Raw genomic sequence first — 24,771 nt, 5'->3', positions numbered from 1 at the left:
ATCCGATGCGTGTGTGGTTTTTGAGTGCTGGCCTGGCCTTGATGTGCATGGCCCAGAACGCAGCGGCGGGTACAGTCCTGATCGTTGGCGATAGTATCAGCGCGGGTTTCGGGCTGGATACCCGGTTGGGATGGGTGTCATTGCTCGAGCAACGGCTCAAGCGCGAAGGTTTCGACGATAAGGTGGTCAATGCGTCCATCAGCGGCGACACCAGTGCCGGAGGCCAGGCGCGCCTGCCCGCGCTGCTTGCAGAGCATAAACCGGAGTTGGTAATCCTCGAGTTGGGCGGCAACGATGGCCTGCGCGGATTGCTGCCAACGCAATTGCAACAAAACCTTGCAGCAATGATCGACAGCTCTCGCGCGAGTGGCGCCAAGGTGCTGCTGCTCGGCATGCAATTGCCACCCAACTACGGCGTTCGTTATACCGAGGCCTTCGCGAAGGTCTACAGCACCCTGGCCGAGGAGAAAAAAATCCCGTTGGTGCCGTTTTTTCTCGACGGCGTGGGCGGTCATCCGGACTTGATGCAAGCCGACGGCTTGCACCCGGCTGTCGGGGCTCAGGACAAGTTGCTGGAAAATGTCTGGCCTACACTGAAACCGCTGCTTTGAAATAATCTCCTGGGCGGATCAGAGCGGAAGCTGATCCTCGAAAAAAATGATTTTCATCTCTAGCGAAAAAAAACGCGGAATCCCGAGGTGAGACAACGAGATCAGAACGGAGAAAGCTGTTTGCTGTAGCCGAACTTGACTCCCGAGGAGAAAAATCCCCCGCACTCATTCTGTTTCTTGCAGCTCTGACACTCGGGTGCGAACTCGTTTTTCCAATCACTAATCGATTTGCGGTAGTAGGGCAGAATGTCCGGATTCACCAAGCAAAGCTGATGGTTGTAGACTGAAATGTTCATGCCATATCTGGCCAGAATGCTAACAGACCTGCTGAGAGTGTCTTTGTACTCAATTGGGTCAATCCATAGCTCGTCAAGATTTGCCCTGGTGAAGCCCATCATTTCAAGGCCCATCAGTGCTACCTGATCAACAAACAGAAGATTGCGGGCGATGAACTCACACAGTTCAGGAAGGCGCTGTACTGAGAGTTTGTGAATGACCACTCGGATCTCAACCTTCTGACCCAAACGCTTCAGGTTGAGAATGCCCTGGATGGTTTCATCAAATGCTCCTCGAGCTTGGACGATGTAATCATGCAGTGTGGGATCGTCTGAGTAGACTGGGATTCCGATCATCGCGTCGGACAATTCTATTGCTGCATATTTTTCTGCGAACGTTGGGTCTTTGAAGCTTCGACCATTCGAAAGGATGTGGATTGCGGTTCTTGGCAGATAGCTTTTGGTCAGGCGGATGATCTTAAGAAAACGCTCTTTGTCGGTCGTTGGCTCACCCCCAGTAAACCCTAGCTCCCGGGTCTCTTTTGGGATCAACGGAATCAAGCTTTCGACCTCATCGAGTATCCATGAATCGTCAGCTGCTTTGGGCGGTTGAGAACACATAAGGCAGTAGTTATTGCACTGCTCGGTCAGCAGGATGCTGTTGTTGGGGGACGTAGCCCTAAACAACACTCGAATGCTCTGGCGATCAGCTGAAAGCCGGATAACGTCATTGTCACCGATGTAGCTGTAGTCATTTGGCAGGATTGAGTAGTCAGATCCGGTAGGCAGCTTCTCCGCCAGCTTCTGATGTTGCTCCGTCAGTAGATAGTGTGCGAATCCGCTGGGAATCTGATGATCGGAAATCAGATAGGCCATTTCCCGGCGCAAGACTTCAGGCAGGTTCCGGTTGGTGGAAACCTTGATCAGGGTGAGATCCTTGTAAACATTAACCGCGTGGATACGAATAATCTTGCCACTGAGCTTCAGCATCGATTCGCCCACCCCATAAAAATCCGTTTTGTATGTTCATCACTTCCCATCAGTCCAATGAGATGCTTGAAAATCCCCATGTTGCGCTTGCAGAACGAAGATTCAGGTTTTCTCGCTACTAGGTCCTTGTGCATGGCGTGATGGTAGACGGGCTCGGCACCACAGTAGGGTTCAAACGCACAGTCAGAGCACATAGGGGCGCTTAAGGTGAAGGAGTTCTCCAGTGCATCCAGCAGTTGGTCAGAGAGGATGATCTCCTCATAGGAATGCTCAAGAATATTGCCCAGCCTGAACGTATGATCGCCCATCTCGGCAAGCATTCGGCTTTCGTCTGAGGCATAGACCGATCCGTCGTAGTTGAACACGATGGCGGCGATACCAGCGCCAGCAGGGTTCATCAAATCAACAAATCCAGGATCCCCTGATGTCAGCATTTTCGTCAGCACGAGTGCGGAGTACTGCTCGACAAATCGTACGCCGGACTTGTTCAGCTCAATGATGTACTCAAGGCCTTCCTTGTAAAATTCCAGCCAGCGCTCGGTGTCATACGACATGAATTTCTTGGTCTTGATTGCGAAGCCGTATGGGGAGAGTGTACGGAGAAAGATTCCGTCAAAGCCTAGGCGCAAGTATTCATCGATGATGTCACGTACTCGCGGCAGACTCTTATCCGTAGTCGTCATCAGAGCTGAAACCTGATCGTAACCAAGGGCGGCGCGCGCTTTATTCAGGCCTTCTTCGAAGCGCTGATGACTGTCTCTTCCGGGGCGCGGGCGGTTCGCATTATGGAGATCCATTGGCCCATCGAGAGAAGATGAAAGCACGATGTTGTGCTGCTTACAGAAATCGAGCACTTCATCAGTCAGTAGCGAAAGTGTGGTTGCAATGACGAACTGAAGGTCACGACCTTCCTTGAGGTTGCGTTTTTTTGCCTCAAGAACGACGTACTTCACCATCTCGAAGTTCAGCAGTGGCTCGCCACCCTGAAATTCTATTTTGATGGCTGGATTGGGTGACCTGAAAACAAAATCCAACGACTTTTCAGCCATCTTCGTCGTCATGTCGAATTCGCCTTTGCTCTCCGACTGCCTTGATACCTGGCAATACGGGCAACTGTGATCGCAGCGAAGGGTTACGACAAAGATATGCAGATTGGTGAACTGGGGCAGTCTGGACAAGCGTGTACGAATCTTGAGTGCCAAAAGCTGAAGCGGTGCCTGCTCATTGGTGAATCGGATGAACTGCTTCGACCGGAGCGTAGGGATCAGCTCTGATGTGACCGGGAGCGTCTTGCTGATCAGCGGTTCGAGCATCGGTATCGGTATGACGTGATACTCGCCTGCCATATTGGTGATGACGTACTCGTCGTCATTCAGGCGATCAAATTTGAATGGCAGCAACTCGTAGGGACGTTGCTGTACATAAAATTCCAGCTTTTGGAATTTACTCACTGATCAGTCCGGTTTTTGAGAAGGCCAGCCCAAGGATCAGATTCTTGATCGGTAGGGTTTCAGCGTTCAGCTGGTGGCGCAGCTGGTAGTCGAGTACGTCCTTTTTGAATTCTTGAACCGCAGACAAAAACGAAGGTTCATCTATGCCGATATTCGAGGATAAGGTGCAGATAAATTTTCCATCAGCGCATGTGATATCGGCTGTCAGTGAGTTCATCGAGCGGTAAGCGGCTTTTTGCAGAACCTGTACGTCATAAAGCCGCTCATCAAAGGCGAGCGTAGCCGCAAGTTCCATTTCAGGAGCCCGAGTGGTGGGAACTATGTGAGCTGTGCGACGCGTGGGAGCTATGAGAGCTGTGATAAGCCATGAATTGACCTTGATCTCCGCGTTTTAGGACAAACGCAAATAGATCATTGCCGCCGCGAGCCGAAATGTTTTCGCTCTGAGTAGCCGATTTGAGTGAGATGGTGGTGTCGGTGCTGGGCTCGGCAACCTCGTGGGTGGCTAAGGCTGAAGCGTGCTCGGTAGCTACGGCTGCTGCCAGAGTAGCCATTGGTACCAAAAAGGAGCGCTTTTTCATTATCGGATTTCCTTATCATTGGTGAGGTTATACAGCGAGTCTCGCTGGCGGTTGGCCATGATGTCAATGTGGAATTAACAATGGAGCGCTATCCATCTCTTAAATCCGACAGGCGTACCATGGCTGCCCAAGTTAGAGGTCTACAGCACACTGGCCGAGGAGAAAAAGATCCCGCTGGTGCCGTTTTTTCTCGACGGCGTGGGCGGTCATCCGGACTTGATGCAAGCCGACGGCTTGCACCCGGCTGTCGGGGCTCAGGACAAGTTGCTGGAAAATGTCTGGCCTACACTGAAACCGCTGCTTTGACGCTTTTCTAGCGGCGGTGTTTCGGCTAAGGTGGCGCCCCCGATTTGGAGCCCCCGATGCCGCGTCCTGCCTGGTCACTTTTTGCCTACCAACTGATCGAGCCTGACGAACAGCTGGATCTGTTCGCCTGCCAGGAAGTGCGGGTACATCTGGTGACCCGTCAACTGGAGTTGGGCGGCTCGGCGGACCGGACCTTGTGCGGCAGCCTGTTGCCAGCACAACCGCGCTGGTCGAGTGTCGATCGCCGTGTGTTCCAGGATCAGCGCCTGTGCTCGCTGTGCCGGGCCATTCTGGAATCGCAAAAACGCGGCACGTCGCCGATCTGGCCGGAACTGCGTTTCGAGCTTTAGAAGCCGATAGATTGCTTGCTATCGGTCAACTCCCCGATTTTGCAGATGCCGGTGTACAATCCCGTTTTTATACCCTTGTCGATCATGCGAAGGATTTTCCGGATGTTGCCGCGCTTTCCTGCCGTCACCCGCTACCTGTCTCTCGCCGCCCTCTGTGTGGCGGGTCCCGTAGCAGCATTGGAGCTGCCCCTGCCACCACCCGGTGAAGACATCGTCGGTCAGGTCCAGGTGATCAAGGCCAAGTACGAAGATACCTTCGCCGACCTTGGCACCACCTACGATCTGGGCTATTCGGAAATGGTCGCGGCCAACCCTGGCGTCGATCCATGGCTGCCGGGCGCAGGCACCGAAGTGGTGCTGCCGACGCGCTTCATCCTGCCACCAGGCCCGCGTGAAGGCATCGTCATCAACCTGGCCGAGTACCGGCTCTATTACTTCCCGAAAGGCCGGAACGTGGTGTACACGTTCCCGCTGGGTATCGGCCGTGAAGGCTGGGGCTCGCCGATTGCCCATACCAGCATCACCGCCAAGACGCCGAACCCGACCTGGACCCCTCCAGCGTCGATCAAGGCCGAGCACGCCGCTGACGGCGATCCATTGCCGAACGTGGTGCCGGCCGGCCCGGACAACCCGCTGGGGCCGTTCAAGTTCACGCTGGGCACGCCGGGCTACCTGATCCACGGTTCGAACAAGAAGTTCGGCATCGGCATGCGCACCAGCCACGGTTGCTTCCGCATGTTCAACAACAACGTGCTGGAAATGGCGAGCATGGTGCCGGTAGGCACGTCGGTGCGCATTATCAGCGACCCGTACAAGTTCGGTATCAGTGGCGGCAAGGTGTATCTGGAAGCGCACACGCCGCTGGACGACAAGGGCAACCCTTCTGTGGTCGACAAACACACCGCGGTGATCAACGCGATGCTCAAGCGTGAGGACATCACCAACAACCTGCGCATGAACTGGGATGTGGTCCGCGACGTGGTTGCCGCCGAAGATGGCCTGCCGGTGGAAATCGGAGTGCCGAATTCCTCGGCGCCGATGGTGACGAGTGCGCCGATCGACCCGTTGCAGTAATGCTTGAAAGGAACCCGCCGATGCTGACCGCGTCGGCGGGTTTTTTATGGCCTGGACAAAACGCCAGGCAATAAAAAAGCCGACCCAAAAAATGGGTCGGCTTGATAACAATCCCGAGGGATTATTACTTGCGGCTAGCTTTGTCCAGCATGCGCAGAGCACGCTCGTTAGCTTCGTCAGCAGTCTGTTGTGCTTTTTGAGCAGCAGCCAGAGCTTCATCAGCTTTACGGTAAGCTTCGTCTGCACGAGCCTGGGAGCGAGCTGCTGCGTCTTCAGTAGCGGTCAGACGTGCTTCGGTTTCTTTCGATACGCTGCTGCAACCGGTAGCCAGAACTGCGGCCAGAGCCAGAGCAGAGAATTTCAGAACGTTGTTCATCGTGTTCCCCTTCAAGGACTTTCTATTAAGTTAGCTGTCTCCTCAGATTGAGGAAATAGCCGGCGTACATACTACCCATTACTTGTCGTAAGTAAACTGACGTAAAGCAAGAAGCCAAAAAAATTGTAGGCGTTGATTCTTTTTCGAGCAACTTTTAACTGCATTGTTTAAAAAATATCCAGCTGGGAGGCCCGAGCTGAGCGAGCCGCCGAAAAAAAGTTCCGCGCGCTCACAGCTCTTTTCCGAGTCTTGGCTAAAGTCTGTCTAGATGGATTCGTCTACACTTTTGTTCAGAATCTGCGTGGTGCCTCTCATATCTTTCTCCATGTTCAGGTGACTTTAACAAAGGGCGCTCGTCTTAAGTCTCAACATCCGGCAATGTTCAGGCTGTCGACCTTCAGAGATTTTGGTCGAGCCGTCTCTGCGTAACACGGAGCAGCACCCCCGCCCCCCCAGCGTGATGACGAGCGTACCTTGAGCATTTCTGCCAATGGTGCCTACTATTTGATACGTGCTCGGTTGCGCGAGATGGGTGCAGTTCTTCTCGGTGTCCATTCAGGCACGGGGTGGCGTAGATGTTCCTTCGCCGGAAAAACATCGGTAAGGTAGGGGTCAGAATTCCAGACCCGCGAGGAGTAGTGATGAGCGAGGCGTTGTCCATCCACCATGACCAGGCTGGTCATCAGTTCGAGACCAATGTGGACGGTCATCGTGCCTACCTGACCTATATGGATCTGGGAAAACAGACCCTGGATATCTATCGCACCTTTGTGCCCAACGCGCTGCGTGGTCGCGGCATTGCGGCAGCCTTGACCGAGAAGGCGTTGGAGTACGCTGAAGAAATGGGTTACACCGTCATTCCATCGTGTTCCTACGTGGAACGCTACATGGAGCGCCACCAGCGGCATGCAGCCAAGCTGAGCCAGTAACCTTTCAAAGAATCGAACGCATAAAAAACGCCGGGTCAAACCCGGCGTTTTTTTGTGCGGCGAAAAGTGATCAGCTGCGATCGCGTTTCGGCAGCACGTCCTTGAGCTTGGCATGCATGCTGCGCAAGGTATTTTCGGTGGCGGTCCAGTCGATGCAGGCATCGGTGATCGACACGCCGTATTGCAGGTCGGCGAGGTCTTTCGGGATCGCCTGGCAGCCCCAGTTCAAGTGACTTTCGACCATCAGGCCGATGATCGACTGGTTGCCTTCGAGGATCTGGTTGGCGACGTTCTCCATCACCAGCGGTTGCAGGGCCGGGTCCTTGTTGGAGTTGGCGTGGCTGCAATCGACCATGATGTTCGGCTTGATCTTCGCTTTGTTCAGCGCTTGCTCGCAGAGCGCGACGCTGACCGAATCGTAGTTCGGCTTGCCGTTGCCACCGCGCAGTACCACGTGACCGTAGGCATTGCCCTTGGTGGTGACGATCGACACGCCACCTTCCTGGTTGATGCCCAGGAAGCGGTGAGGGCTGGAAACCGATTGCAGGGCGTTGATAGCGACCGTCAAGCCGCCGTCGGTGCCGTTCTTGAAGCCGACTGCCGAGGACAGGCCGGAGGCCATTTCACGGTGAGTCTGGGATTCGGTGGTGCGCGCACCGATGGCCGACCAGCTGATCAGGTCCTGCAAGTACTGCGGGGAGATCGGGTCGAGGGCTTCAGTTGCGGTCGGCAGGCCCATCTCGGCCAGGTCCAGCAACAATTGACGACCGATGTGCAGGCCGTCCTGAATCTTGAAGGAGTCGTCCAGGTACGGATCGTTGATCAAACCTTTCCAGCCGACGGTGGTGCGTGGCTTCTCGAAATACACGCGCATGACCAGATACAGGGTATCGGACACTTCGGCCGCCAGCGTCTTCAAGCGCTCGGCGTATTCGTGGGCAGCCTTGATGTCGTGGATCGAGCAAGGCCCGATGACAACAAACAGGCGGTGGTCGGTGCCATCAAGAATGTTGCGAATGACTTCGCGGCCCTTGGTGACGGTGCGCAGGGCAGCGTCGCTCAGAGGGATATCACGCTTGAGCTGATCCGGAGTGATCAGCGTCTCGTTGGAAGCGACGTTTAGGTCGTTGATCGGTAAATCAGCCATCGTTTACTCGTCAGGTCACGGGTGCCGGCCGCCAGCGAACCCGCGCGGCGGAGCACAGCAAATTAAGCGCGTCGGGGAGCAGAACCTTAGCGCGTTACACCGTGGCTCGACAATGGGCAGACACCGGTTTAAGGGGCATTCTCAATTAGTTTCCGAGGGGAAACCCATTGAGGATGCCCCTGTTAATCCAGCACAACCTGCACAAATGCCTTGCGAACCGTGTCGTGAGAGAACTCGTCGGCATGTTCCTGGACCCATTCGAGGGCCAGGGCCTGAGTTTCCTGCAGATCGTCATGCGCGTCATGCAGGCGGCAGTAACGTTCGATCTGACACACCTGCTCGCCCATCCGGGCACTGAACATCATCTGTTCGTCAACAAAGGCAATGCCTACCAGATAACCGCGTTTGCGTCGCAGGCACCAGGCCACATAGCCCAGAAAACGCATGTCGGGGTTCAAGGTCGGCATGCGTATTTCCAGCGCCGTACCGTGGCGCCACGCCCGGTGATAATTGCAAGCCATGCCCCCGAGGCTGATAGTGTGCAGCTGTTGCCGTGAAATACACTCAGGTTTGAGCAACGTTAATTCGACGGGCACATCGTCAGGGTGAGGAATAAAACGTCCCATGAACACGGACTCCATGTGTCGGCCATCTGACATTGTTTCACCCAGTATAGTGGTCGAATCGGAACTGACTGATTTCGACGCCGACCAACGGCTGCTGGCGATGAGCGGTGTGTCGCTGGTCATTTTCACCAGCGTCGGCTGCGCCAGTTGCCGTTTTGCCCGTGAGCAATTGCCACGACTCGATCTGGACGTCGATCGGCTGTGCTGGATCGATGCCGGGAACAATGGCGGGGTGGTCGAGCGTTATCAGGTTTTTTATTTGCCGGCGCTGTTTGTAGTGCGCGACGGTGAATTTTTCGGGGCACTAAAATCGCGCCTGACTCGCACCGAGCTCAATGCAGCCGTGGGCCAGGCGTTGAGTCGAATTGCAGAGGAGTTGCCATGATGGGGGCAGTGACCAAACCGACAATCGGTATTATCGGAACCGGCGCGATCGGCGGGTTCTACGGGTTGATGCTGGCGCGTGCCGGTTTCGATGTGCATTTTCTGTTACGCAGTGAATTCTCAGCGGTGGCCGAGCGTGGGTTGCAGCTCGACAGTGCAACGCATGGCGCGCTGACGTTGAATCCGGTTCAGGCCTATTCGAGTGCCGAAGACATGCCGCCCTGTGACTGGTTGTTGGTGGGCGCGAAAACCACCAGTAACGCGCAGCTGGCACCGACGATCATTCAAGCCGCGGCACCGAATGCCAAAGTGTTGTTGCTGCAAAATGGCCTGGACGTTGAAGACAGTCTGCGAGCGTTGCTCCCCGATTCGCTGCACGTGCTCGGTGGGCTCTGCTATATCTGCGTTCATCGCGACGGACCAGGCATCATCACTCATCAGGCGCTCGGCGCGGTGAATGTTGGCTATCACAGTGGCCCGGCAGCCGATGAGCAGGCGCGCATGGCGATTGTCGAGGAGGGCGCCGGGCTGTTCCGCGACGCCGGCATCGACTCTCAGGCCATGGCGAACCTGCATCAGGCGCGCTGGCAAAAACTGGTCTGGAATATCCCCTACAACGGTCTGTCGGTGCTGCTCGGGGCAAGCACCACGCCGTTGATGGCCGATGCCGACAGTCGGGAACTGATCAAGGCTCTGATGGCGGAAGTGGTTCAGGGAGCAATCGCCTGCGGTCACGACGTACCGGCCGGTTATGCCGATCATCTGTTCATGGTCACCGAGAAAATGCCGGACTATTGGCCGAGCATGTACCACGATTTTCTGCACAAACGACCACTTGAGCTGGATGCGATTTACGCTCGGCCACTGGCCGCAGCGAAGGCCGCAGGGTGCGAGTTGCCGCGAATCGAAGCCTTGTATCGCAGTTTGAGTTTTATCGATCGACGTAACACCTGAGTCGATCATCCTGAGGGGGAAGGGCATGGCAAAGACTATCGACGACAAACTGGTGCTGGCGATTTCTTCGCGTGCGCTGTTCGACCTGAGCGAAAGCCACAAGGTCTATCTGTCGAGCGGCGTTGAAGCCTATCGGCAATATCAGATCGAACACGAAGACGAGATCCTCGAACCCGGTGATGCATTCCCGTTGGTGCAGAAACTTCTCAACCTTAATTCCAGCCTTGGCCGCGCCCGGGTCGAGGTGATCCTGGTGTCGCGCAACAGTGCCGACACCGGCCTGCGGGTGTTCAATTCGATCCACCACTATGGCCTGGCGATTTCCCGCGCGGCGTTTGTCGGCGGACGCAGTCCTTATCCGTACCTCAAAGCGTTTGGCTGCGACCTGTTTCTCTCGACGCATGCCGAAGACGTGCGCAGTGCACTGGATGCCGGGTTCGCCGCAGCGACCATTCTGTCGGGTGGCGCCAGCCGTGCGGCCAGTGATGAATTGCGCATTGCCTTCGATGGTGACGCGGTGCTGTTTTCCGACGAATCGGAGCGCGTCTATCAGTCCGGTGGTCTGGAAGCGTTTCAGGCCAGCGAGCGTGAAGCCGCCCGCGAGCCTTTGCGCGGTGGGCCGTTCAAAGGCTTCCTCGCCGCCCTCAATCTGTTGCAGCGCGAGTTCCCGGAAGACGCCTGTCCGATCCGCACCGCGCTGGTGACGGCGCGATCGGCGCCCGCCCATGAGCGAGTGATCCGTACCTTGCGCGAATGGGACATTCGTCTGGATGAGTCGCTGTTTCTCGGCGGCCTGACCAAGTCGGCATTTCTTGAAGCCTTTGCCGCCGACGTGTTTTTCGACGATCAGGCCGGTCATTGCGAGTTGGCCCGCGAGGTGGTCGCCACCGGCCACGTGCCGCATGGCATAAGCAACGAGCAAAAGGTTTAAGCCCACGGTTCAACGCGTTACGCGAAACGTCGTACTCGCCAAGGCACTGCTAAGCTGAATCAATCTCCGCCATGTCGGCACTCGAGGAGGTCATATGATTCATTCTATGTTGTACGCCACTGACCTCGGCCTGTACGCACCTTTGGTAATGCAGCATGCCTTGGCGCTGGCGCGCACATTCAATGCCGATCTCTACGTGGTACACGCCGTTGAACCGATGGGGCTGTTTGCCGAGTCGGTGCTTCAGAGTTACCTCGATGAGCAGTCGTTGAATGAGTTTCACAGTCAGGGCCTGAATACGGTGATTGCCAATATCGAGCAGCGGGTGCTCGACAGCTTTCGTGAAGAATTGGGGGATGAAGGGGAGCAGGACCTGGAGCGGATCAAAGCAGTACGGGTGCTTCAGGGCGATCCGTCGCAGGTGATTCTCGACCAGGCGCAGAAACTCTCCGTGGATTTGTTGATCGTAGGTAGTCATAGCCATGGTGCTGGCGCGGAAACGCCTTTGGGCCGGACTGCAGCGCGGGTGTTGCAACTGTCACGGGTGCCGGTCTATCTGGTGCCGCTGGTGGAACGTCGTCGCCAGGGGGATCGTTAGTGTCCTGCCTCGCGTATTCACGAGGCAGGACACCAGAACACGAATAGTGGCAGTTTGATAAAAAAGTTCTAGATTTATTCTTCAAACCATTAATATAGTTATATACCGTCGCTGATGCCCGTGGCGTCTACCTGCTTTGAGGGATTCATATGAAGCTTCAACAATTGCGCTACATCTGGGAAGTGGCGCACCACGACCTCAACGTTTCCGCTACAGCCCAAAGCCTTTACACGTCGCAACCGGGCATCAGTAAGCAGATCCGTCTGCTGGAAGACGAATTGGGGGTCGAGGTTTTCGCTCGCAGCGGCAAGCACCTGACCCGCGTCACCCCGGCCGGCGAGCGAATTATCACCACCGCCGGCGAGATCCTGCGCAAGGTTGAAAGCATCAAGCAGATCGCCCAGGAATTCTCCAACGAGAAAAAAGGCACCCTGTCGATCGCCACCACGCACACCCAGGCGCGTTATGCGTTGCCACCGGTGATCAGCAATTTCATCAAGCAATACCCGGACGTGGCCCTGCACATGCACCAGGGTTCGCCGATGCAGATCGCTGAAATGGCCGCTGACGGCACCGTGGATTTCGCCATCGCCACCGAAGCGCTGGAACTGTTCGGTGATCTGGTGATGATGCCGTGCTATCGCTGGAACCGCTGCGTGGTCGTGCCTCAGGGCCATCCGCTGACCAAGCTGTCGAAGCTGACCCTCGAAGCCCTGGCCGAATACCCGATCGTGACGTACGTGTTCGGTTTCACCGGCCGTTCGAAGCTCGACGAAGCGTTCAGCCATCGCGGCCTGACGCCGAAAGTGGTGTTCACCGCCGCCGACGCCGACGTGATCAAGACTTACGTTCGTCTGGGTCTGGGCGTGGGCATCGTGGCGAAAATGGCGGTCGATGCCAAACTCGATAGCGACCTGGTCATGCTTGATGCCAGCGACTTGTTCGAATCCAGCATTACTAAAATCGGCTTCCGTCGCGGCACCTTCCTGCGTGGCTTCATGTGCGACTTCATCGAGAAGTTTGCCCCGCACCTGACCCGCGAAGTCATGGCCAAGGCCATCCAGTGCCACAACAAGCAGGAACTGGAAGAGCTGTTCGACGGCGTCGAACTGCCGGTGCATTAATCTCCCGCGTTAAACCACCTCGGTAACAGAAAACTGTTGCCGAGCACCTGCCACCAGAATCTCCACCTCGTCCCCTTCGAACTTGCCCAGCAGACTCTTGCCCAGCGGTGAGCGAGGGGTGATGACGGTAATCCATTGCCCCACAAGGTCGACCTTCAAACCCGCCGCGTCGGGGGCCAGAAACAACCATTGCTCACGACCCTTTTCGTCTTCCAGACCGAGCAGGGCACCGACTTCAATACCGCGCTGATCGTCGTAAGGGCGCAGCGTCAGGTTCTGACAAAGCGTCAGTGACTGTCTGATTTCCTCCACCCGTCTGGCTTGCCCGGCTGCCAGGTAAGACGCCTCCAGACCCAGCGTGTCGTACTTGTTCTCGGCGATGTTTTCTTCGTGGGTCGCGGTTTCGTAAGCGGTTTGTGCAGCACGCTCGGCGATGTCGAGGTCGATCCGCAGCTTGTCGAGAATCAGTTGGTGGACGGTCGGCTTGTGCATAGAGAGCTTCTTGATCAATCGCAGAATTGCAGGACGTTGGCGCGGCTTTTTTCGCTCGGCGCAGTCTGGTCCTGTTGCAGCCAGAACTGGCATTTCGGGTTGGACAGATTGCGGCCGGTGCTGCGGGCCTGATCCATTCGTTGCTGCTGCTCGTTTTTGCGCAGGTTCTCTTCGTACTGTTCGAACAACGGGCTCTGCGGTGGAATGTCCGGCACCGGTTGCACCACCACCGGTGGTTTGGCCAGTTGCTGCACGGCCTCTGCCACGGGCGCCAGCTGCTCGCTGAACAACAGTCGGGAGGCAAGCCAGCACGTCAGCGCGATCGCGATAAACCCCAGCCACACACCCAGGGCAATGCTGCCGGTCAATTGCAAGGCGTTGAGCTGGATCGGCAACGGGCGGCGCGGGTTGGGACGATAGGGCATGGCTGCCTCCTGGCGGATGGTCGCGGGCGAGTGGCGATTGTCGCATGAAGATTAATCGCCGTCGGCTCTTCTGCACGGGGTAATTTATGAGGACAATCGGCGCCTTTGCCAACGGGAGCCTGGAATGCGTGAAATGAAAGCCCGCTGGGATATTTTCTGCGCGGTGGTCGACAACTTTGGCGACATCGGCGTGACCTGGCGTCTGGCCCGACAACTGGTGGCCGAACATTCGATGACGGTGCGTCTGTGGGTCGATGATCTGCGGGCCTTCGAGCGCTTGTGCCCGGAAATCGACATCAACGCCTCACAGCAATGGCAGCAGGGCGTCGAAGTGCGTCAGTGGACGGCCGACTGGCAGCCCACTGAAGCCGCTGATGTGGTGATCGCCGCGTTCGCCTGCCAATTGCCGAGTGCTTACATGGAGGCCATGGCCGAGCGGGAAAAACCGCCGCTGTGGATGAATCTCGACTATCTGAGTGCCGAGGACTGGATCGTCGGCTGCCACGGCTTGCCGTCGGTGAAATACAAGAGCGTACAAAAATTCTTCTTCTTTCCGGGGTTTCAGAAGGGCACCGGTGGCTTGCTGCGTGAAAGCGGATTGCTGGAGCGTCGTCAGCAGTTTCAGCAAAATCCCGAGGCTCAGCGAGAATTCCTGCAAGGTTTAGGGATTGATCGCGCGCAAGGTTCGCAGTTGATCTCGCTGTTTGCCTACGAAAATAACGGGCTGGCCAGTTGGCTCGAGGCAATGGCTGCCGACTCGACGCCCACTCATCTGCTGGTGCCCGAAGGTCGGATTCTTGGGGATGTCGAACGTTGGCTCGGTGTGGACGGTCTGGTGGCCGGCGCGCTGCATGTGCGCGGTGAATTGACCGTGCAAGTGCTGCCGTTCGTCCGACAGGATCAATACGATCACCTGCTCTGGTGCTGCGATTTCAATGCCGTGCGCGGTGAAGATTCCTTTGTCCGCGCCCAATGGGCGGGCCGGCCGCTGCTCTGGCACATCTATCAGCAGGACGAAGACATCCACCTGGACAAGCTCGATGCCTTCCTCGCTCTGTACACCAACGGCCTGTCCGAGCCTGCCCGCGAGGCGATCAGCGGTCTTTGGCGGGCGTGGAATGCGGGTGACAATATGACCGGGCACTGGCAAACGACCCGAAAACACTGGCCAGAACTGCAAAAACACGCCGAAGCGTGGTGTCTGGAACAGGCTTTGCAGGCAGATCTTGCCGCAGCGCTGGTACAGTTTTATGTAAATTGGATATGATACGCGGCCTAGATTTTTGTAAATCCCATCCAAATTCGGATATTCGCAATGAAAACTGGTAAAGAACTGAAACCCGGTACCGTGATCCGTCTCGAAAACGATCCTTGGCTGGTTCAGAAAGCTGAATTCACCAAGTCTGGTCGTAACAGCGCAATCATGAAGACCAAGCTGAAAAACCTGCTGACCGGTTACAAGACCGAGATCGTTTACAGCGCCGACGACAAGCTGGACGACGTAATCCTCGACCGCAAAGAAGCGACCCTGTCCTTCATCAGCGGCGACACCTACACGTTCATGGACACCACCGACTACACCATGTACGAGCTGAACGCTGAAGACATCGAAGCCGTTCTGCCTTTCGTTGAAGAAGGCATGACCGATGTTTGCGAAGCGATCTTCTTCGAAGAGCGTCTGGTTTCCGTAGAACTGCCGACCACCATCGTGCGTGTAGTTGACTACACCGAAGGTTCGGCTCGCGGCGACACTTCCGGCAAGGTGATGAAGCCTGCCAAGCTGAGCAACGGTACTGAGCTGCAAGTTGCTGACTTCATCGAAATCGGTGACAAGATCGAAATCGATACCCGCGAAGGCGGTTCCTACAAAGGCCGTGCTAAATAAGCACTGCTTCAGGAATGAAAAAGCCCGACCATTGAGTCGGGCTTTTTTGTACCTGCCGATATCTTGGGGAATGCTGCAAACCCCCTGTGGGAGCGGGCTTGCTCGCGAAAGCGGTGTGTCGGTCGACAATAATGTTGACTGATGTACCGCCTTCGCGAGCAAGCCCGCTCCCACATTTTTACTGCGTTATTTCTTCAGGTGTTGTTTGAGTTCTTCGGAGGCTTGCAGCATCGCCGAGCGCACCGCTGGCACCTGGCTCACCACGTTGAGCAAACCATAGTCGTGGATCATGCCGTTGTAGCGAACTGCAGTGACCGGCACCCCAGCCTCGTCGAGTTTGCGGGCGTAGGCTTCACCTTCATCGCGCAACACGTCGGCGCCGGCAGTTTGCACCAGGGCAGGTGGCAGGCCCTTGAGTTGCGCAGCGGTCGCCCGCAACGGCGAGGCATAGATCTCGTTACGCTGCTTGGCGTCGGTGGTGTAGTTGTCCCAGAACCACTTCATCATGTTTTTGGTGAGGAAGTGCCCCTCGGCAAACTGGTTGTAGGACGCCGTCTCGAAGCTGGCGTCAGTCACCGGCCACAGCAGCACCTGGAACTTGATCGCCGGCGTGCCCTTGTCTTTGGCCATCAGCGCAACCACTGCCGCCATGTTGCCGCCGACGCTGTTGCCGGCCACGGCCAGACGTTTGCCGTCGACGTTGATCTCTTTACCGTGCTCGGCCACCCATTGGGTTGCGGCGTAAGCCTGGTTGATCGCCACCGGGTAATGCGCTTCCGGTGACGGGGTGTAATTGACGAACACCGCCGCCGCCCCCGAACCGGTAACCAAGTCCCGAACCAGACGCTCGTGGGTCGGGAAATCCCCCAGCACCCAGCCACCGCCGTGAAAGAACATGAACACTGGCAGCGGACCTTTGACCCCGGCGGGCCGGACGATGGTCAGGTTGAGCGGTTGGCCGTCGACTTGAATGGTCTTCTCGCTGACATCAGCTTTTGGCAGCGTCAGTTTCACCCCGGCCTGCGCGCCGACCAGCACGGCGCGGGCTTCTTTAGGCGTGAGTTGTTCCATCGGTTTGCCGGTGCCGGCGTTCAGAACGTCGAGGAACGCCTGGGTGTTGTGTTCAACACCCTCACTTGCGAACGCGCTGTGGATGGACAAGGCGAGAAGGGTACCGGTCAAGACTTTACTGAAAGTGCGCATGTTCGTTTCCTGGTTCGGGCCTGGGAATCAGCGGTTAGACGGTAACGTGCAGGCGCACATCGACGTTGCCACGGGTGGCGTTGGAGTACGGGCAGACCTGGTGTGCAGCGTCGACCAGGCTTTGTGCATCGGCCTGTTCAAGTCCCGGCAAGCTGATGTGCAGGTCGATATCAAGGCCGAAACCGCCAGGGATCTGGCCGATGCCGACGTGGGCGGTGATCGAAGCGTCGTTCGGGATGGTGCGTTTGGTCTGGCTGGCGACGAATTTCAGTGCGCCGATGAAGCAGGCGGAGTAACCGGCTGCGAACAGTTGCTCAGGGTTGGTCGCTGCCCCGCCGGCACCACCGAGTTCTTTTGGGGTGGCGAGTTTGACGTCGAGGATGTTGTCGCTGGAAACCGCACGACCATCACGGCCGCCAGTGGAGGTTGCGATTGCGGTGTAGAGAGTTTGCATGCTGTGAGCCTCATTCGGATTCTGGTGTTTTGCGCTAAATGTTTGCGCGCTAAGTAAGTGCGAAATAAATGTAGCTCGCGAATATTTAGCGCGCAAGATAAATTTTTGAAGAAATTTTGGTTTCAGGGGCGGGCGTAGATTAGATGTGTTGAGCTAGAGCTGTTGCAGCAGGATTTTCAGCGAGGAATTTTTTTACGGGGGGAACGAGGCCGGAAGGGACACCACAAAACAAATGTGGGAGCAAGCTCGCTCCCACAGGGGATTTGTGGTGGTTTGAAGATTACAGGCTGTCTCGCAGATTGCTGCGCAGCTCTTGAAGTTCGTTTTGCAGCTTCTGCAGATGCTCCAGCGTCTGACCGCTGGCGGCGAGGATGCACTGCGGAATGTCACGGGCCTTGTCCCGCAACGCACGACCTTTCTCGGTCAGCTCGACAATCACCACCCGCTCGTCTTCGCGGCTGCGGGTGCGACTGAGCAGGCCTTCGACTTCCAGGCGTTTCAGCAGCGGTGTCAGTGAGCCAGGATCGGTCAGCAGTTGCGCGCTGATTTCACCCACGGTCAAGCCATCCTTTTGCCACAACACCATCATCGCCAGGTACTGCGGATAAGTCAGGCCCAGCGCTTGCAAGAGCGGCTTGTAGACCTTGGTCATCAGCAGCGAAGTGGAATGCAGGGCGAAGCAGATCTGGTTGTCCAGCAGCAGCTCTTCGTAGTTATCCGGGGTGTTGCGCTCGGTGGTCATTTCGAAGCCTTGATCAGTGATCGTCATAAATCTAGCGGGCAAATCTTTAATGCACCAGACAATTCTAGCCTAGTGCCGGTCGAGAGTACTTTGCAGCGCAAGATCCCACGGCGGGATCGGGCTGAAGCGGGTTTTCAGGTACTCCAGCAACAAGCGGCTGCGGGGATTGGGTTGTTGCTCAAGGCGCAAGGCATAAATGCCGGTCGTTTCCGGTGGTGGCAGGCCGTGTTCGCAGAACAGCGGAAGCAGTTCACCGCGTAACAGGTATTCGCTGGTCAACCAGGTTGGCAAGTGTGCGATACCCAGCCCGGCCAATGCGCCGCAGACCAAGGCCTCGGCATTGTTGGCACTCATGCGGATGCGCGCCGGGCGGTGCAAGTGCATCTGCCCGCCCCGTTCGAAGCGCCAGGCGAACGGCGGAGCCAGGCCATCCCAGTCGAGCCCGTCGTGTTCAATCAGCTGCGCCGGATCGGTCGGCACACCACGCCGTTGCAAATACTCGGGGCTGGCGCAGGCAATGCGCACCATACTCGCCAGCGGCGTGGCCACCAGCCGGGTATCGGCCATTTGTCCGGCGCGCAGCACCAGATCGACCTTGCCCAGATTCAAACCCTGCATGTCGACGAAACTGTCGATCAGGTGCAACTGCACATCGAGGCCTGGGTAGAGCATCAGAAAGTCGGCAATCACCGGCGCCAGATGTCGCCGCCCGAACGCTGCCGGTGCATCGATCCGAATCAAGCCTTCCGGTGCGCTGCTCAAGGATACCGCCTCAGCCCGAGCCAGCCGCAGTTCTGCCACGATCCGCCGCGCGCGCTCGGCAAATGCCAAACCCGCCGGGGTTGCGCGCACCGCGTGGGTGCTGCGAATGAACAACTGGCTGCCGACGGCGTTTTCCAGGCTGTCGATTCGCCGCGCCACCGCCGAAGGGGTCAGCGGGTGGCGGCGGGACGCGGCGGAAAAACTGCCGGTTTCCAGCACGTCGAGGAACAGACCCAGTTGTTCGGTCAATTGATTGGGGTTCATGGTGGTGTCAGCGCTTGTGCGAAGTTGGCACAGCCATTGTGCGTTGCTGTGCGTTTCCCCGCCAGCGCCGACTGCGTAGGATGAATAGCCTGACGTGAAGGGAAAATCGCCTGTGATTGAGTTTTTGATGTACCTCGTGTTTGGCGCCGCCCTGGGAACCCTCGGTGGGTTATTCGGCATTGGTGGTGGTTTGATTGCGATCCCGCTGCTGGGCGTGTTGTTCGGCCTCGATCAGCAGATTGCCCAAGGCACGGCGCTGGTGATGGTGGTGCCCAACGTGATGCTGGCGCTGTGGCGTTACCACCAGCGCAACCGGATTGAATTGCGCCATGCGCTGCCATTGGCGTCGATGGGGTTCTGTTTTGCCTGGATCGGTTCGATCTGGGCGGTGGGCATTGATGCGCAAACCATGCGCGTCGGATTTGTCGCGTTCCTGATTGCCCTGTCGGCCTACAACCTGGTGCGAATGTTCGCCGCCAACGCGCCGGCATCTGCGCAGATGAATTACTCATGGCCATGGCTGGGCGTGCTCGGTGCCGCCTCCGGCACCATGGGCGGGTTATTTGGCGTGGGCGGGGCGGTGGTGGCAACGCCGGTGCTGACCAGCCTGTTCGGCACCAGTCAGGTGGTTGCGCAGGGTTTGTCACTGGCGCTGGCGTTGCCGAGCACGGGTGTCACGCTGGTGACTTACGCGGTGCACCATCAGGTGGACTGGATGATCGGCCTGCCCTTGGCGGTCGGCGGTCTGATGAGCATCAGCTGGGGTGTGAGAATCGCCCACGCACTGCCGGAGCGACTGCTGCGCGGGTTGTTCTGCGGTTTCCTGGTGTTCTGCGCGGTGATGCTCGCCCTTAAAGTTTGAAGCCTTCGACGATGTGTTCGGCCAGGCACTCGGTGATCGGCGACGGGTTGTGCAGGTTGCGCACCAGCATAATGCTGGCCTCGGGCAGAATCGGCAGGTCTTCGGCTTCACCGAGTATGCGCATGTCGGGCGTGATCAGGCTTTCGAGTTGCGCGGTGACGGCCAGTCCGGCGCTGACCACCGCCATGATCGCCGACAGGCTGTCGCTGTTGTACGCCACGCGGTAATCGCGACCCATGGCGTCCAGCGCATTGCAGGCCCACAGCCTGCAGAAGCAATCACTGTTGAACATCGCCAGTGGCAGCGGCGTTTGCTCATGAGCGCTGAAGCATTGCGCCTCGGCCCAGACAAAATGCTCCTTGCGCAACAACTGGCCGATCTCGTTGCCCGGTTCGCGGGTGACGATGGTCAAGTCCAGGTCCTGGCGTAGCAGCAATTGTTTTGATGATTCGCAGTGCACTTCGATCTGGATCAGCGGATACGTCTGGGCAAATCGTCGCAGAATCCCCGGCAAAAAACGCATCACGTAATCGTCGGGCGTGCCAATGCGCACCATGCCGACCATGTGCGGCTCACGCAACGTGTTGAACACCTCACTGTGCAACTTGAGGATGCGCCGGGCATAACCCAGCAGCACCTGGCCCTCAGCCGTCAGCCGCACCTGCCGTCCATCACGCTGGAACAATTGACGCTGCACCACATCCTCTTCCAGCCGCTTCATTTGCATGCTCACGGCGGATTGAGTGCGGTTGACCAACTCGCCGGCGCGGGTAAAGCCGCCCTGGTCGGCGATGGCGACAAAGGTGCGCAGCACTTCGGTGTCGATACTCGGGTAGGCAGACATTCATCAATCTCCGAGATGTATTACATAAGAAACATTCGTTGGATTGATCTTAGTCCCGGCGCGACACTTGAGCCATCCAAACGGAGGGCAACAAGATGAAAGGTCAAAAAGGTTATGTCGACGTAGAAAAACACTCGGTGCACCTGATCTCTGATTTGCTGCACAAATTCAATCGCTGGTACGAACTGCACCGTGAACGTGAAATGTTGGCGGGCATGAGTGATGAAGCGTTGAAGGACATCGGGCTGAGTCGTGCGGATGTCCAGCACGAAACCATCCGCCCATTCTGGGATGACCCGATGCACAAATGAGTTATACACAACTACACAAACCGTCTCCCGGTGAGGTAGGTTGCGAGCAGACAAGGAGATGCTCATGCCCGCAACACTGTCCTTTTCCATCAAACAGGCTCGGCGTCTGGCGCTGGTCGCCCAAGGATTCAACGGGCGCCAGCCGCCAGCGGCGATCAAACCGGTTCAGCTCAATCGTCTGATCGAGCGGCTGGGCATTCTGCAAATCGATTCGGTCAATGCGTTGGTGCGTTCGCACTACCTTCCCTTGTTTTCCCGCCTCGGCAATTACTCATCCGACTTGCTCGACCAGGCTGCCTGGAGTTCGGGCCGGCGGCGCACGCTCTTCGAGTATTGGGGGCATGAAGCCTCGTTGCTGCCCTTGTCGATGTACCCGTTGATGCGCTGGCGAATGCTGCGCGCAACTCGTGGTGAAGATATCTACCAGCAATTGGCACGTTTCGGGCGTGAGAAGCAGGACACGATTCGTCGGGTACTGGCCTCGGTTGAGGAGCTGGGCGCATTGGGTGCCGGAAGCCTGTCGACCCGTCAGGAACGGGCAGGGCCCTGGTGGGACTGGAGCGCGGAAAAGCATGCGCTGGAATGGTTGTTCGCCGCCGGTGAAGTGACCGTGGCCGGGCGGCGCGGGTTCGAGCGGCTTTATGATCTGCCGGAGCGGGTGATTCCTTCGGCGATTCTTGCACAGCCGCTGCTGAGTGAGGCCGAGGCCCAGCGCGGCTTGTTGCTGCATGCCGCGACAGCCTTGGGTGTCGGAACAGAAAAAGACCTGCGCGATTACTTTCGTTTGAGCCCCGGTGATGCCCGTCCGCGCTTGGCGGAACTGGTGGAGGCCGGTGAATTGCTGGCTTGTGAAGTCCAGGGCTGGCGGCAACCGGCCTATTGTCTGCCGGAGCCAAAAGTGCCGCGCAAGGTTGAGGCTAGCGCCTTGCTTTCACCCTTCGACTCACTGATCTGGGAGCGCAGTCGCACCGAGCGTCTGTTCGATTTCCGCTATCGGCTGGAGATTTATACGCCGCAGGACAAGCGGGTCTACGGCTATTACGTGCTGCCGTTTTTGCACAATGAACGGATTGCCGCGCGTGTGGACCTGCGCGCCGAGCGGGCGTTGGGCAGGCTGGCGGTGCACGCCGTGCATGAGGAAGAGCCGGGGCTGGATGAGGAGGGGATGACCGCGTTGGCGGTGAATCTGCGGCGGATGGCGGATTGGCTGGGGCTTGAGCGGGTTCAGTTGAATTGCCCGCGGGCGAGTGCGGCTCGGTTGCGGGTGGCATTGGCAACGATTGGCGCTGATTGAGTTGACGCCATCGCGAGCAGGCTCGCTCCCACATTAGACCGCGTCCGTATGGACAACTCGGTCAACTGTGGGAGCGGGCTTGCTCGCGAAGGGGGCGCTGCGATTTAACGGCGGACTTGCTTCAACGTCTCGGCAATCAAAAACGCCAACTCCAGCGACTGATCGGCATTCATCCGCGGGTCGCAATGGGTGTGATACCGGTCCGACAACCCGTCTTCGGTAATCGGCCGCGCACCGCCAATGCACTCGGTGACATTCTGTCCGGTCATCTCGATGTGGATGCCGCCGGCATACGTGCCTTCCGCTTCGTGAACCTGGAAGAACTGCTTCACTTCGCCAAGGATCTGCGCAAAGTCGCGGGTCTTGTAGCCGCTGCTCGCCTTGATGGTGTTGCCGTGCATCGGGTCGGAACTCCACAGCACTTGCTTGCCTTCGCGCTGCACGGCACGGATCAGTTGCGGCAGGTGATCGCCGACCTTGTTCGCACCCATCCGCGCAATCAGGTTCAGACGACCCGGATCGTTGTCCGGGTTGAGCACATCGATCAGGCGAATCAGGTCTTCGGGGTTCATGCTCGGGCCGACTTTGACCCCGATCGGGTTGTTCACGCCACGCAGGAACTCGACGTGAGCGCCGTCGAGCTGACGGGTGCGGTCGCCGATCCACAGCATGTGCGCCGAGCAATCGTAGTAATCGTTGGTCAGGCTGTCACGACGCACGAAGGCTTCTTCGTAGTTCAGCAGGAGCGCTTCGTGGGCGGTGAAGAAACTGGTTTCGCGCAGTTGCGGCGAGCTGTCCATGCCGCAGGCGCGCATGAACGCCAGGGTTTCGTCGATGCGATCGGCCAGGTGGCTGTACTTTTCGGCCAGCGCCGAGTTGGCGATGAAGTCCAGGTTCCACTTGTGCACCTGATGCAGGTCGGCGAAACCGCCCTGGGCGAAGGCGCGCAGCAGGTTCAGGGTCGCGGTGGACTGGTGGTAGGACTGGAGTAAGCGCTCCGGGTCCGGCACGCGGCTTTTTTCGTCGAAACCGATGCCGTTGACGATGTCGCCACGGTAGGCCGGCAGGGTTACGCCGTCGATGGTTTCATCGTTGGCCGAACGCGGCTTGGCGAATTGCCCTGCCATGCGCCCGACCTTGACCACCGGGCAACCGGCGGCGAAGGTCATGACGATCGCCATTTGCAGCAGGACTTTAAAGGTGTCGCGGATTTTCGCGGCGGAGAACTCGGCGAAGCTTTCGGCGCAGTCGCCGCCCTGCAGCAGAAACGCGCGGCCCTGGGTCACTTCGGCAAACTGACGGCGCAACTCCCGGGCTTCACCGGCAAACACCAGCGGCGGATAACTGGCCAGCGTTTGCTCGACGTGCAGCAAATGCGCTGCGTCGGGGTAGTGGGGTTGTTGCTGGATCGGCAGGGCGCGCCAGCTGTCAGGGCTCCAGGGTTGGCTCATCACGGTCTCTAGTGTTTTACGCTCGGACGGTCATGTTATCAGCAATTAGTGCGTGACCTGTTCCCGTCGCTTCGCGGACAATCGCGCTTTTGCCGCGCCACTCCGCGGTTTTATTGCGTTGCCGGGCCCGGTAACGATCAGGAGACGAAATGACTGAGGAGCGCGTCGAGCATCTGCTCGCCGAGGTACAGGATGAGTTCGGCGTGATTCGCGTGCTGGAAGTGGCCGATTACCGTTTTCTCGAGTTCGGTGATGCCATCGAACAGAGCTGCGTGTTCACGGCTGACCCGAGCTGGCTCGAATACGATTACACCCGGGCGATGCTGATTGGCGCGTTGTGCCACGAGCAGCCGGAAAGCGCGCTGTTCCTCGGTCTCGGTGCTGGCACCCTGACCCAGGCCTGCCTCAAGTTCCTGCCGCTGGAAGACGTCGAAGCCATCGAGCTGCGTCCGGACGTGCCACGCCTGGCCATTGAATACCTGGGGCTGGATGACGATCCGCGGCTGTATATCCGTGTGGGTGATGCGCTGGAGTTGCTCGATACCGCTGAGCCGGCGGATCTGATTTTCGTCGACCTTTATACCGATGTCGGGCCGGGTGTCGGGCATCTGGCGTGGAATTTCCTGGAAAACTGTCAAAAACGCCTGAACCCGGGTGGCTGGCTAGTGATCAATCAGTGGGCCACCGATGATGGCAAACCGTTGGGCGCCGCATTGTTTCGCGGGCTCTATCACCGGCATTACTGGGAACTGCCGGTGAAGGAGGGCAACGTGATACTGCTAGTGCCTTCGGAGCTGGATCAGGAGCTGGACATGGACGGCTTGATCGCCCGGGCCGAAGGGCTGGCGCCGCGGTTGGGGTATTCGTTGCAGTCGTTGATCAAGGCAATCCGCCCGGCGACTTGATGCGATGAGGTCACCTGTGGCGAGGGGATTTATCCCCGTTCGGCTGCGCAGCAGTCGTAAAATCCGGCTGATGCGGTTTAGCTGTTACCACCGGGTTGAATGGTTTTGGGGCTGCTTCGCAGCCCAACGGGGATAAATCCCCTCGCCACAGAACCCCCTCACCACCGGTT

General features: G+C 57.8%; 30 protein-coding genes and 1 pseudogene. 16 read left to right on the top strand and 15 right to left on the bottom strand.

The annotated features are described in order from the left end of the window. The first annotated feature begins 5 nt into the window (after positions 1 to 5). Entirely contained in the window at positions 6 to 611 is a 606-nt protein-coding gene (locus KGB23_RS08075; RefSeq protein ID WP_150656342.1) for an arylesterase, read from the top strand. A gap of 101 nt (positions 612 to 712) precedes the next feature. Here KGB23_RS08075 and hxsC read toward each other — a convergent pair whose 3' ends face one another. The 4 genes from hxsC to hxsA2 are packed head-to-tail and all read right to left on the bottom strand — an operon-like array spanning position 713 to position 3,908. Next, positions 713 to 1,876, bottom strand: a complete 1,164-nt coding sequence (hxsC, locus tag KGB23_RS08070) for a His-Xaa-Ser system radical SAM maturase HxsC (protein WP_223430599.1) — start codon at positions 1,874 to 1,876, stop codon at positions 713 to 715. After that, positions 1,870 to 3,327: a His-Xaa-Ser system radical SAM maturase HxsB gene (gene hxsB / locus KGB23_RS08065; protein ID WP_223430598.1), complete on the bottom strand. Its 1,458-nt coding sequence runs from the start codon at positions 3,325 to 3,327 to the stop codon at positions 1,870 to 1,872. Before hxsB ends, hxsC begins: the two co-directional genes overlap by 7 nt. After that, positions 3,320 to 3,622 (bottom strand): His-Xaa-Ser system protein HxsD, encoded by a 303-nt coding sequence (hxsD, locus tag KGB23_RS08060; protein ID WP_223430597.1) that lies wholly within the window; start codon positions 3,620 to 3,622, stop codon positions 3,320 to 3,322. Before hxsD ends, hxsB begins: the two co-directional genes overlap by 8 nt. Position 3,623: 1 nt before the next feature. Further along, entirely contained in the window at positions 3,624 to 3,908 is a 285-nt protein-coding gene (gene hxsA2 / locus KGB23_RS30365) for a His-Xaa-Ser repeat protein HxsA2 (protein WP_223430596.1), read from the bottom strand. 135 nt (positions 3,909 to 4,043) lie between these two features. On the opposite strand from hxsA2, the pseudogene KGB23_RS08050 reads away from it, so the two are divergent. The 3 genes and pseudogenes from KGB23_RS08050 to KGB23_RS08040 all read left to right on the top strand — a co-directional run. After that, positions 4,044 to 4,214: pseudogene (locus KGB23_RS08050) on the top strand (arylesterase); the annotation flags it as partial. Between the two features lie 56 nt (positions 4,215 to 4,270). After that, on the top strand, positions 4,271 to 4,564 hold the full coding sequence (locus KGB23_RS08045; protein ID WP_003226812.1) for a hypothetical protein: 294 nt from the start codon (positions 4,271 to 4,273) through the stop codon (positions 4,562 to 4,564). Positions 4,565 to 4,666: 102 nt separating this feature from the next. Beyond that, positions 4,667 to 5,638, top strand: a complete 972-nt coding sequence (locus KGB23_RS08040; RefSeq protein WP_223430595.1) for a L,D-transpeptidase family protein — start codon at positions 4,667 to 4,669, stop codon at positions 5,636 to 5,638. Positions 5,639 to 5,762: 124 nt separating this feature from the next. Here KGB23_RS08040 and oprI read toward each other — a convergent pair whose 3' ends face one another. Further along, complete coding sequence (oprI, locus tag KGB23_RS08035) at positions 5,763 to 6,014, bottom strand: outer membrane lipoprotei OprI (protein ID WP_002553018.1); 252 nt, start codon at positions 6,012 to 6,014, stop codon at positions 5,763 to 5,765. Positions 6,015 to 6,655: 641 nt separating this feature from the next. Between oprI and KGB23_RS08030 the strand changes: the two genes are divergently transcribed. Beyond that, complete coding sequence (locus tag KGB23_RS08030; RefSeq protein ID WP_008057026.1) at positions 6,656 to 6,943, top strand: GNAT family N-acetyltransferase; 288 nt, start codon at positions 6,656 to 6,658, stop codon at positions 6,941 to 6,943. A gap of 70 nt (positions 6,944 to 7,013) precedes the next feature. On the opposite strand, the gene KGB23_RS08025 is transcribed toward KGB23_RS08030, so the two are convergent. After that, positions 7,014 to 8,090: a 3-deoxy-7-phosphoheptulonate synthase gene (locus KGB23_RS08025; protein WP_095128921.1), complete on the bottom strand. Its 1,077-nt coding sequence runs from the start codon at positions 8,088 to 8,090 to the stop codon at positions 7,014 to 7,016. 182 nt (positions 8,091 to 8,272) lie between these two features. Next, on the bottom strand, positions 8,273 to 8,716 hold the full coding sequence (locus tag KGB23_RS08020) for a PilZ domain-containing protein (RefSeq protein WP_046047532.1): 444 nt from the start codon (positions 8,714 to 8,716) through the stop codon (positions 8,273 to 8,275). On the opposite strand from KGB23_RS08020, the gene KGB23_RS08015 reads away from it, so the two are divergent. From KGB23_RS08015 to cysB, 5 genes are all read left to right on the top strand, one after another. After that, positions 8,715 to 9,101 (top strand): thioredoxin family protein, encoded by a 387-nt coding sequence (locus tag KGB23_RS08015; protein WP_223430594.1) that lies wholly within the window; start codon positions 8,715 to 8,717, stop codon positions 9,099 to 9,101. The genes KGB23_RS08020 and KGB23_RS08015 overlap by 2 nt on opposite strands. Further along, the gene (locus KGB23_RS08010; RefSeq protein ID WP_223430593.1) at positions 9,098 to 10,054 is read left to right on the top strand and encodes a putative 2-dehydropantoate 2-reductase; all 957 of its coding nucleotides are present in this window, start codon (positions 9,098 to 9,100) and stop codon (positions 10,052 to 10,054) included. Before KGB23_RS08015 ends, KGB23_RS08010 begins: the two co-directional genes overlap by 4 nt. Positions 10,055 to 10,079: 25 nt before the next feature. Next, a complete protein-coding gene (locus tag KGB23_RS08005) occupies positions 10,080 to 10,985 on the top strand; it encodes a 5'-nucleotidase (protein WP_223430592.1) in 906 nt (301 codons plus the stop codon). Between the two features lie 94 nt (positions 10,986 to 11,079). Beyond that, positions 11,080 to 11,583, top strand: coding sequence for a universal stress protein (locus tag KGB23_RS08000; protein WP_008148547.1), 504 nt, complete (start codon positions 11,080 to 11,082; stop codon positions 11,581 to 11,583). Between the two features lie 149 nt (positions 11,584 to 11,732). Next, positions 11,733 to 12,707 (top strand): HTH-type transcriptional regulator CysB, encoded by a 975-nt coding sequence (gene cysB, locus KGB23_RS07995; RefSeq protein WP_008148549.1) that lies wholly within the window; start codon positions 11,733 to 11,735, stop codon positions 12,705 to 12,707. 9 nt (positions 12,708 to 12,716) lie between these two features. Here cysB and KGB23_RS07990 read toward each other — a convergent pair whose 3' ends face one another. Continuing rightward, entirely contained in the window at positions 12,717 to 13,199 is a 483-nt protein-coding gene (locus KGB23_RS07990; protein ID WP_046047528.1) for a GreA/GreB family elongation factor, read from the bottom strand. A 14-nt stretch (positions 13,200 to 13,213) separates the two neighbouring features. Next, positions 13,214 to 13,624, bottom strand: coding sequence for a hypothetical protein (locus KGB23_RS07985; protein WP_095128926.1), 411 nt, complete (start codon positions 13,622 to 13,624; stop codon positions 13,214 to 13,216). A gap of 124 nt (positions 13,625 to 13,748) precedes the next feature. On the opposite strand from KGB23_RS07985, the gene earP reads away from it, so the two are divergent. Both earP and KGB23_RS07975 read left to right on the top strand, forming a co-directional pair. Next, entirely contained in the window at positions 13,749 to 14,891 is a 1,143-nt protein-coding gene (gene earP, locus KGB23_RS07980; RefSeq protein ID WP_223430591.1) for an elongation factor P maturation arginine rhamnosyltransferase EarP, read from the top strand. A 48-nt stretch (positions 14,892 to 14,939) separates the two neighbouring features. Continuing rightward, on the top strand, positions 14,940 to 15,509 hold the full coding sequence (locus tag KGB23_RS07975; RefSeq protein ID WP_028619992.1) for an elongation factor P: 570 nt from the start codon (positions 14,940 to 14,942) through the stop codon (positions 15,507 to 15,509). A gap of 186 nt (positions 15,510 to 15,695) precedes the next feature. Here the strand turns inward: KGB23_RS07975 and KGB23_RS07970 are convergent, their stop codons facing one another. The 4 genes from KGB23_RS07970 to KGB23_RS07955 all read right to left on the bottom strand — a co-directional run bounded on the left by KGB23_RS07970 (position 15,696) and on the right by KGB23_RS07955 (position 18,934). Then, positions 15,696 to 16,712: an alpha/beta hydrolase gene (locus tag KGB23_RS07970; protein WP_223430590.1), complete on the bottom strand. Its 1,017-nt coding sequence runs from the start codon at positions 16,710 to 16,712 to the stop codon at positions 15,696 to 15,698. 34 nt (positions 16,713 to 16,746) lie between these two features. Then, on the bottom strand, positions 16,747 to 17,166 hold the full coding sequence (locus KGB23_RS07965) for an organic hydroperoxide resistance protein (RefSeq protein WP_027925717.1): 420 nt from the start codon (positions 17,164 to 17,166) through the stop codon (positions 16,747 to 16,749). Between the two features lie 280 nt (positions 17,167 to 17,446). After that, complete coding sequence (locus KGB23_RS07960; protein ID WP_223430687.1) at positions 17,447 to 17,908, bottom strand: MarR family winged helix-turn-helix transcriptional regulator; 462 nt, start codon at positions 17,906 to 17,908, stop codon at positions 17,447 to 17,449. 69 nt (positions 17,909 to 17,977) lie between these two features. Then, entirely contained in the window at positions 17,978 to 18,934 is a 957-nt protein-coding gene (locus KGB23_RS07955) for a LysR family transcriptional regulator (protein WP_223430589.1), read from the bottom strand. A gap of 127 nt (positions 18,935 to 19,061) precedes the next feature. On the opposite strand from KGB23_RS07955, the gene KGB23_RS07950 reads away from it, so the two are divergent. Further along, the gene (locus KGB23_RS07950) at positions 19,062 to 19,796 is read left to right on the top strand and encodes a sulfite exporter TauE/SafE family protein (RefSeq protein ID WP_223430588.1); all 735 of its coding nucleotides are present in this window, start codon (positions 19,062 to 19,064) and stop codon (positions 19,794 to 19,796) included. On the opposite strand, the gene KGB23_RS07945 is transcribed toward KGB23_RS07950, so the two are convergent. Then, positions 19,786 to 20,640, bottom strand: coding sequence for a LysR substrate-binding domain-containing protein (locus KGB23_RS07945; protein WP_134099215.1), 855 nt, complete (start codon positions 20,638 to 20,640; stop codon positions 19,786 to 19,788). The genes KGB23_RS07950 and KGB23_RS07945 overlap by 11 nt on opposite strands. A gap of 95 nt (positions 20,641 to 20,735) precedes the next feature. Between KGB23_RS07945 and KGB23_RS07940 the strand changes: the two genes are divergently transcribed. Further along, positions 20,736 to 20,951, top strand: coding sequence for a DUF1127 domain-containing protein (locus KGB23_RS07940; RefSeq protein WP_223430587.1), 216 nt, complete (start codon positions 20,736 to 20,738; stop codon positions 20,949 to 20,951). 64 nt (positions 20,952 to 21,015) lie between these two features. Further along, positions 21,016 to 22,245, top strand: coding sequence for a winged helix-turn-helix domain-containing protein (locus KGB23_RS07935; RefSeq protein ID WP_223430586.1), 1,230 nt, complete (start codon positions 21,016 to 21,018; stop codon positions 22,243 to 22,245). A gap of 104 nt (positions 22,246 to 22,349) precedes the next feature. Here the strand turns inward: KGB23_RS07935 and KGB23_RS07930 are convergent, their stop codons facing one another. Next, entirely contained in the window at positions 22,350 to 23,696 is a 1,347-nt protein-coding gene (locus KGB23_RS07930) for a class II 3-deoxy-7-phosphoheptulonate synthase (protein WP_008031425.1), read from the bottom strand. 149 nt (positions 23,697 to 23,845) lie between these two features. Between KGB23_RS07930 and KGB23_RS07925 the strand changes: the two genes are divergently transcribed. Next, positions 23,846 to 24,601: a spermidine synthase gene (locus KGB23_RS07925; protein ID WP_046047519.1), complete on the top strand. Its 756-nt coding sequence runs from the start codon at positions 23,846 to 23,848 to the stop codon at positions 24,599 to 24,601. The last annotated feature ends 170 nt before the right edge of the window (positions 24,602 to 24,771 follow it).

The sequence above is a fragment of the Pseudomonas sp. GL-B-26 genome (genome assembly GCF_019947405.1).
Lineage (GTDB): Bacteria > Pseudomonadota > Gammaproteobacteria > Pseudomonadales > Pseudomonadaceae > Aquipseudomonas.
This window is presented reverse-complemented; position numbering and strand designations above follow the sequence as displayed.

Coding starts and splice junctions, on each gene's coding strand:
- KGB23_RS07975 (WP_028619992.1), top strand. CDS start 14,940: ATGAAAACTGGTAAAGAACTGAAACCCGGTACCGTGATCCGTCTCGAA.
- KGB23_RS08020 (WP_046047532.1), bottom strand. CDS start 8,716: ATGGGACGTTTTATTCCTCACCCTGACGATGTGCCCGTCGAATTAACG.
- KGB23_RS07930 (WP_008031425.1), bottom strand. CDS start 23,696: ATGAGCCAACCCTGGAGCCCTGACAGCTGGCGCGCCCTGCCGATCCAG.
- KGB23_RS07960 (WP_223430687.1), bottom strand. CDS start 17,908: ATGACCACCGAGCGCAACACCCCGGATAACTACGAAGAGCTGCTGCTG.
- KGB23_RS08040 (WP_223430595.1), top strand. CDS start 4,667: ATGTTGCCGCGCTTTCCTGCCGTCACCCGCTACCTGTCTCTCGCCGCC.
- KGB23_RS08045 (WP_003226812.1), top strand. CDS start 4,271: ATGCCGCGTCCTGCCTGGTCACTTTTTGCCTACCAACTGATCGAGCCT.
- earP (WP_223430591.1), top strand. CDS start 13,749: ATGCGTGAAATGAAAGCCCGCTGGGATATTTTCTGCGCGGTGGTCGAC.
- KGB23_RS07940 (WP_223430587.1), top strand. CDS start 20,736: ATGAAAGGTCAAAAAGGTTATGTCGACGTAGAAAAACACTCGGTGCAC.
- KGB23_RS07950 (WP_223430588.1), top strand. CDS start 19,062: ATGTACCTCGTGTTTGGCGCCGCCCTGGGAACCCTCGGTGGGTTATTC.
- KGB23_RS08025 (WP_095128921.1), bottom strand. CDS start 8,090: ATGGCTGATTTACCGATCAACGACCTAAACGTCGCTTCCAACGAGACG.
- KGB23_RS07965 (WP_027925717.1), bottom strand. CDS start 17,166: ATGCAAACTCTCTACACCGCAATCGCAACCTCCACTGGCGGCCGTGAT.
- KGB23_RS08005 (WP_223430592.1), top strand. CDS start 10,080: ATGGCAAAGACTATCGACGACAAACTGGTGCTGGCGATTTCTTCGCGT.
- KGB23_RS08030 (WP_008057026.1), top strand. CDS start 6,656: ATGAGCGAGGCGTTGTCCATCCACCATGACCAGGCTGGTCATCAGTTC.
- KGB23_RS07925 (WP_046047519.1), top strand. CDS start 23,846: ATGACTGAGGAGCGCGTCGAGCATCTGCTCGCCGAGGTACAGGATGAG.
- KGB23_RS07990 (WP_046047528.1), bottom strand. CDS start 13,199: ATGCACAAGCCGACCGTCCACCAACTGATTCTCGACAAGCTGCGGATC.
- cysB (WP_008148549.1), top strand. CDS start 11,733: ATGAAGCTTCAACAATTGCGCTACATCTGGGAAGTGGCGCACCACGAC.
- KGB23_RS08075 (WP_150656342.1), top strand. CDS start 6: ATGCGTGTGTGGTTTTTGAGTGCTGGCCTGGCCTTGATGTGCATGGCC.
- oprI (WP_002553018.1), bottom strand. CDS start 6,014: ATGAACAACGTTCTGAAATTCTCTGCTCTGGCTCTGGCCGCAGTTCTG.
- KGB23_RS07955 (WP_223430589.1), bottom strand. CDS start 18,934: ATGAACCCCAATCAATTGACCGAACAACTGGGTCTGTTCCTCGACGTG.
- KGB23_RS08015 (WP_223430594.1), top strand. CDS start 8,715: ATGAACACGGACTCCATGTGTCGGCCATCTGACATTGTTTCACCCAGT.
- KGB23_RS07970 (WP_223430590.1), bottom strand. CDS start 16,712: ATGCGCACTTTCAGTAAAGTCTTGACCGGTACCCTTCTCGCCTTGTCC.
- KGB23_RS08010 (WP_223430593.1), top strand. CDS start 9,098: ATGATGGGGGCAGTGACCAAACCGACAATCGGTATTATCGGAACCGGC.
- KGB23_RS08000 (WP_008148547.1), top strand. CDS start 11,080: ATGATTCATTCTATGTTGTACGCCACTGACCTCGGCCTGTACGCACCT.
- KGB23_RS07945 (WP_134099215.1), bottom strand. CDS start 20,640: ATGTCTGCCTACCCGAGTATCGACACCGAAGTGCTGCGCACCTTTGTC.
- KGB23_RS07935 (WP_223430586.1), top strand. CDS start 21,016: ATGCCCGCAACACTGTCCTTTTCCATCAAACAGGCTCGGCGTCTGGCG.
- KGB23_RS07985 (WP_095128926.1), bottom strand. CDS start 13,624: ATGCCCTATCGTCCCAACCCGCGCCGCCCGTTGCCGATCCAGCTCAAC.
- hxsC (WP_223430599.1), bottom strand. CDS start 1,876: ATGCTGAAGCTCAGTGGCAAGATTATTCGTATCCACGCGGTTAATGTT.
- hxsA2 (WP_223430596.1), bottom strand. CDS start 3,908: ATGAAAAAGCGCTCCTTTTTGGTACCAATGGCTACTCTGGCAGCAGCC.
- hxsD (WP_223430597.1), bottom strand. CDS start 3,622: ATGGAACTTGCGGCTACGCTCGCCTTTGATGAGCGGCTTTATGACGTA.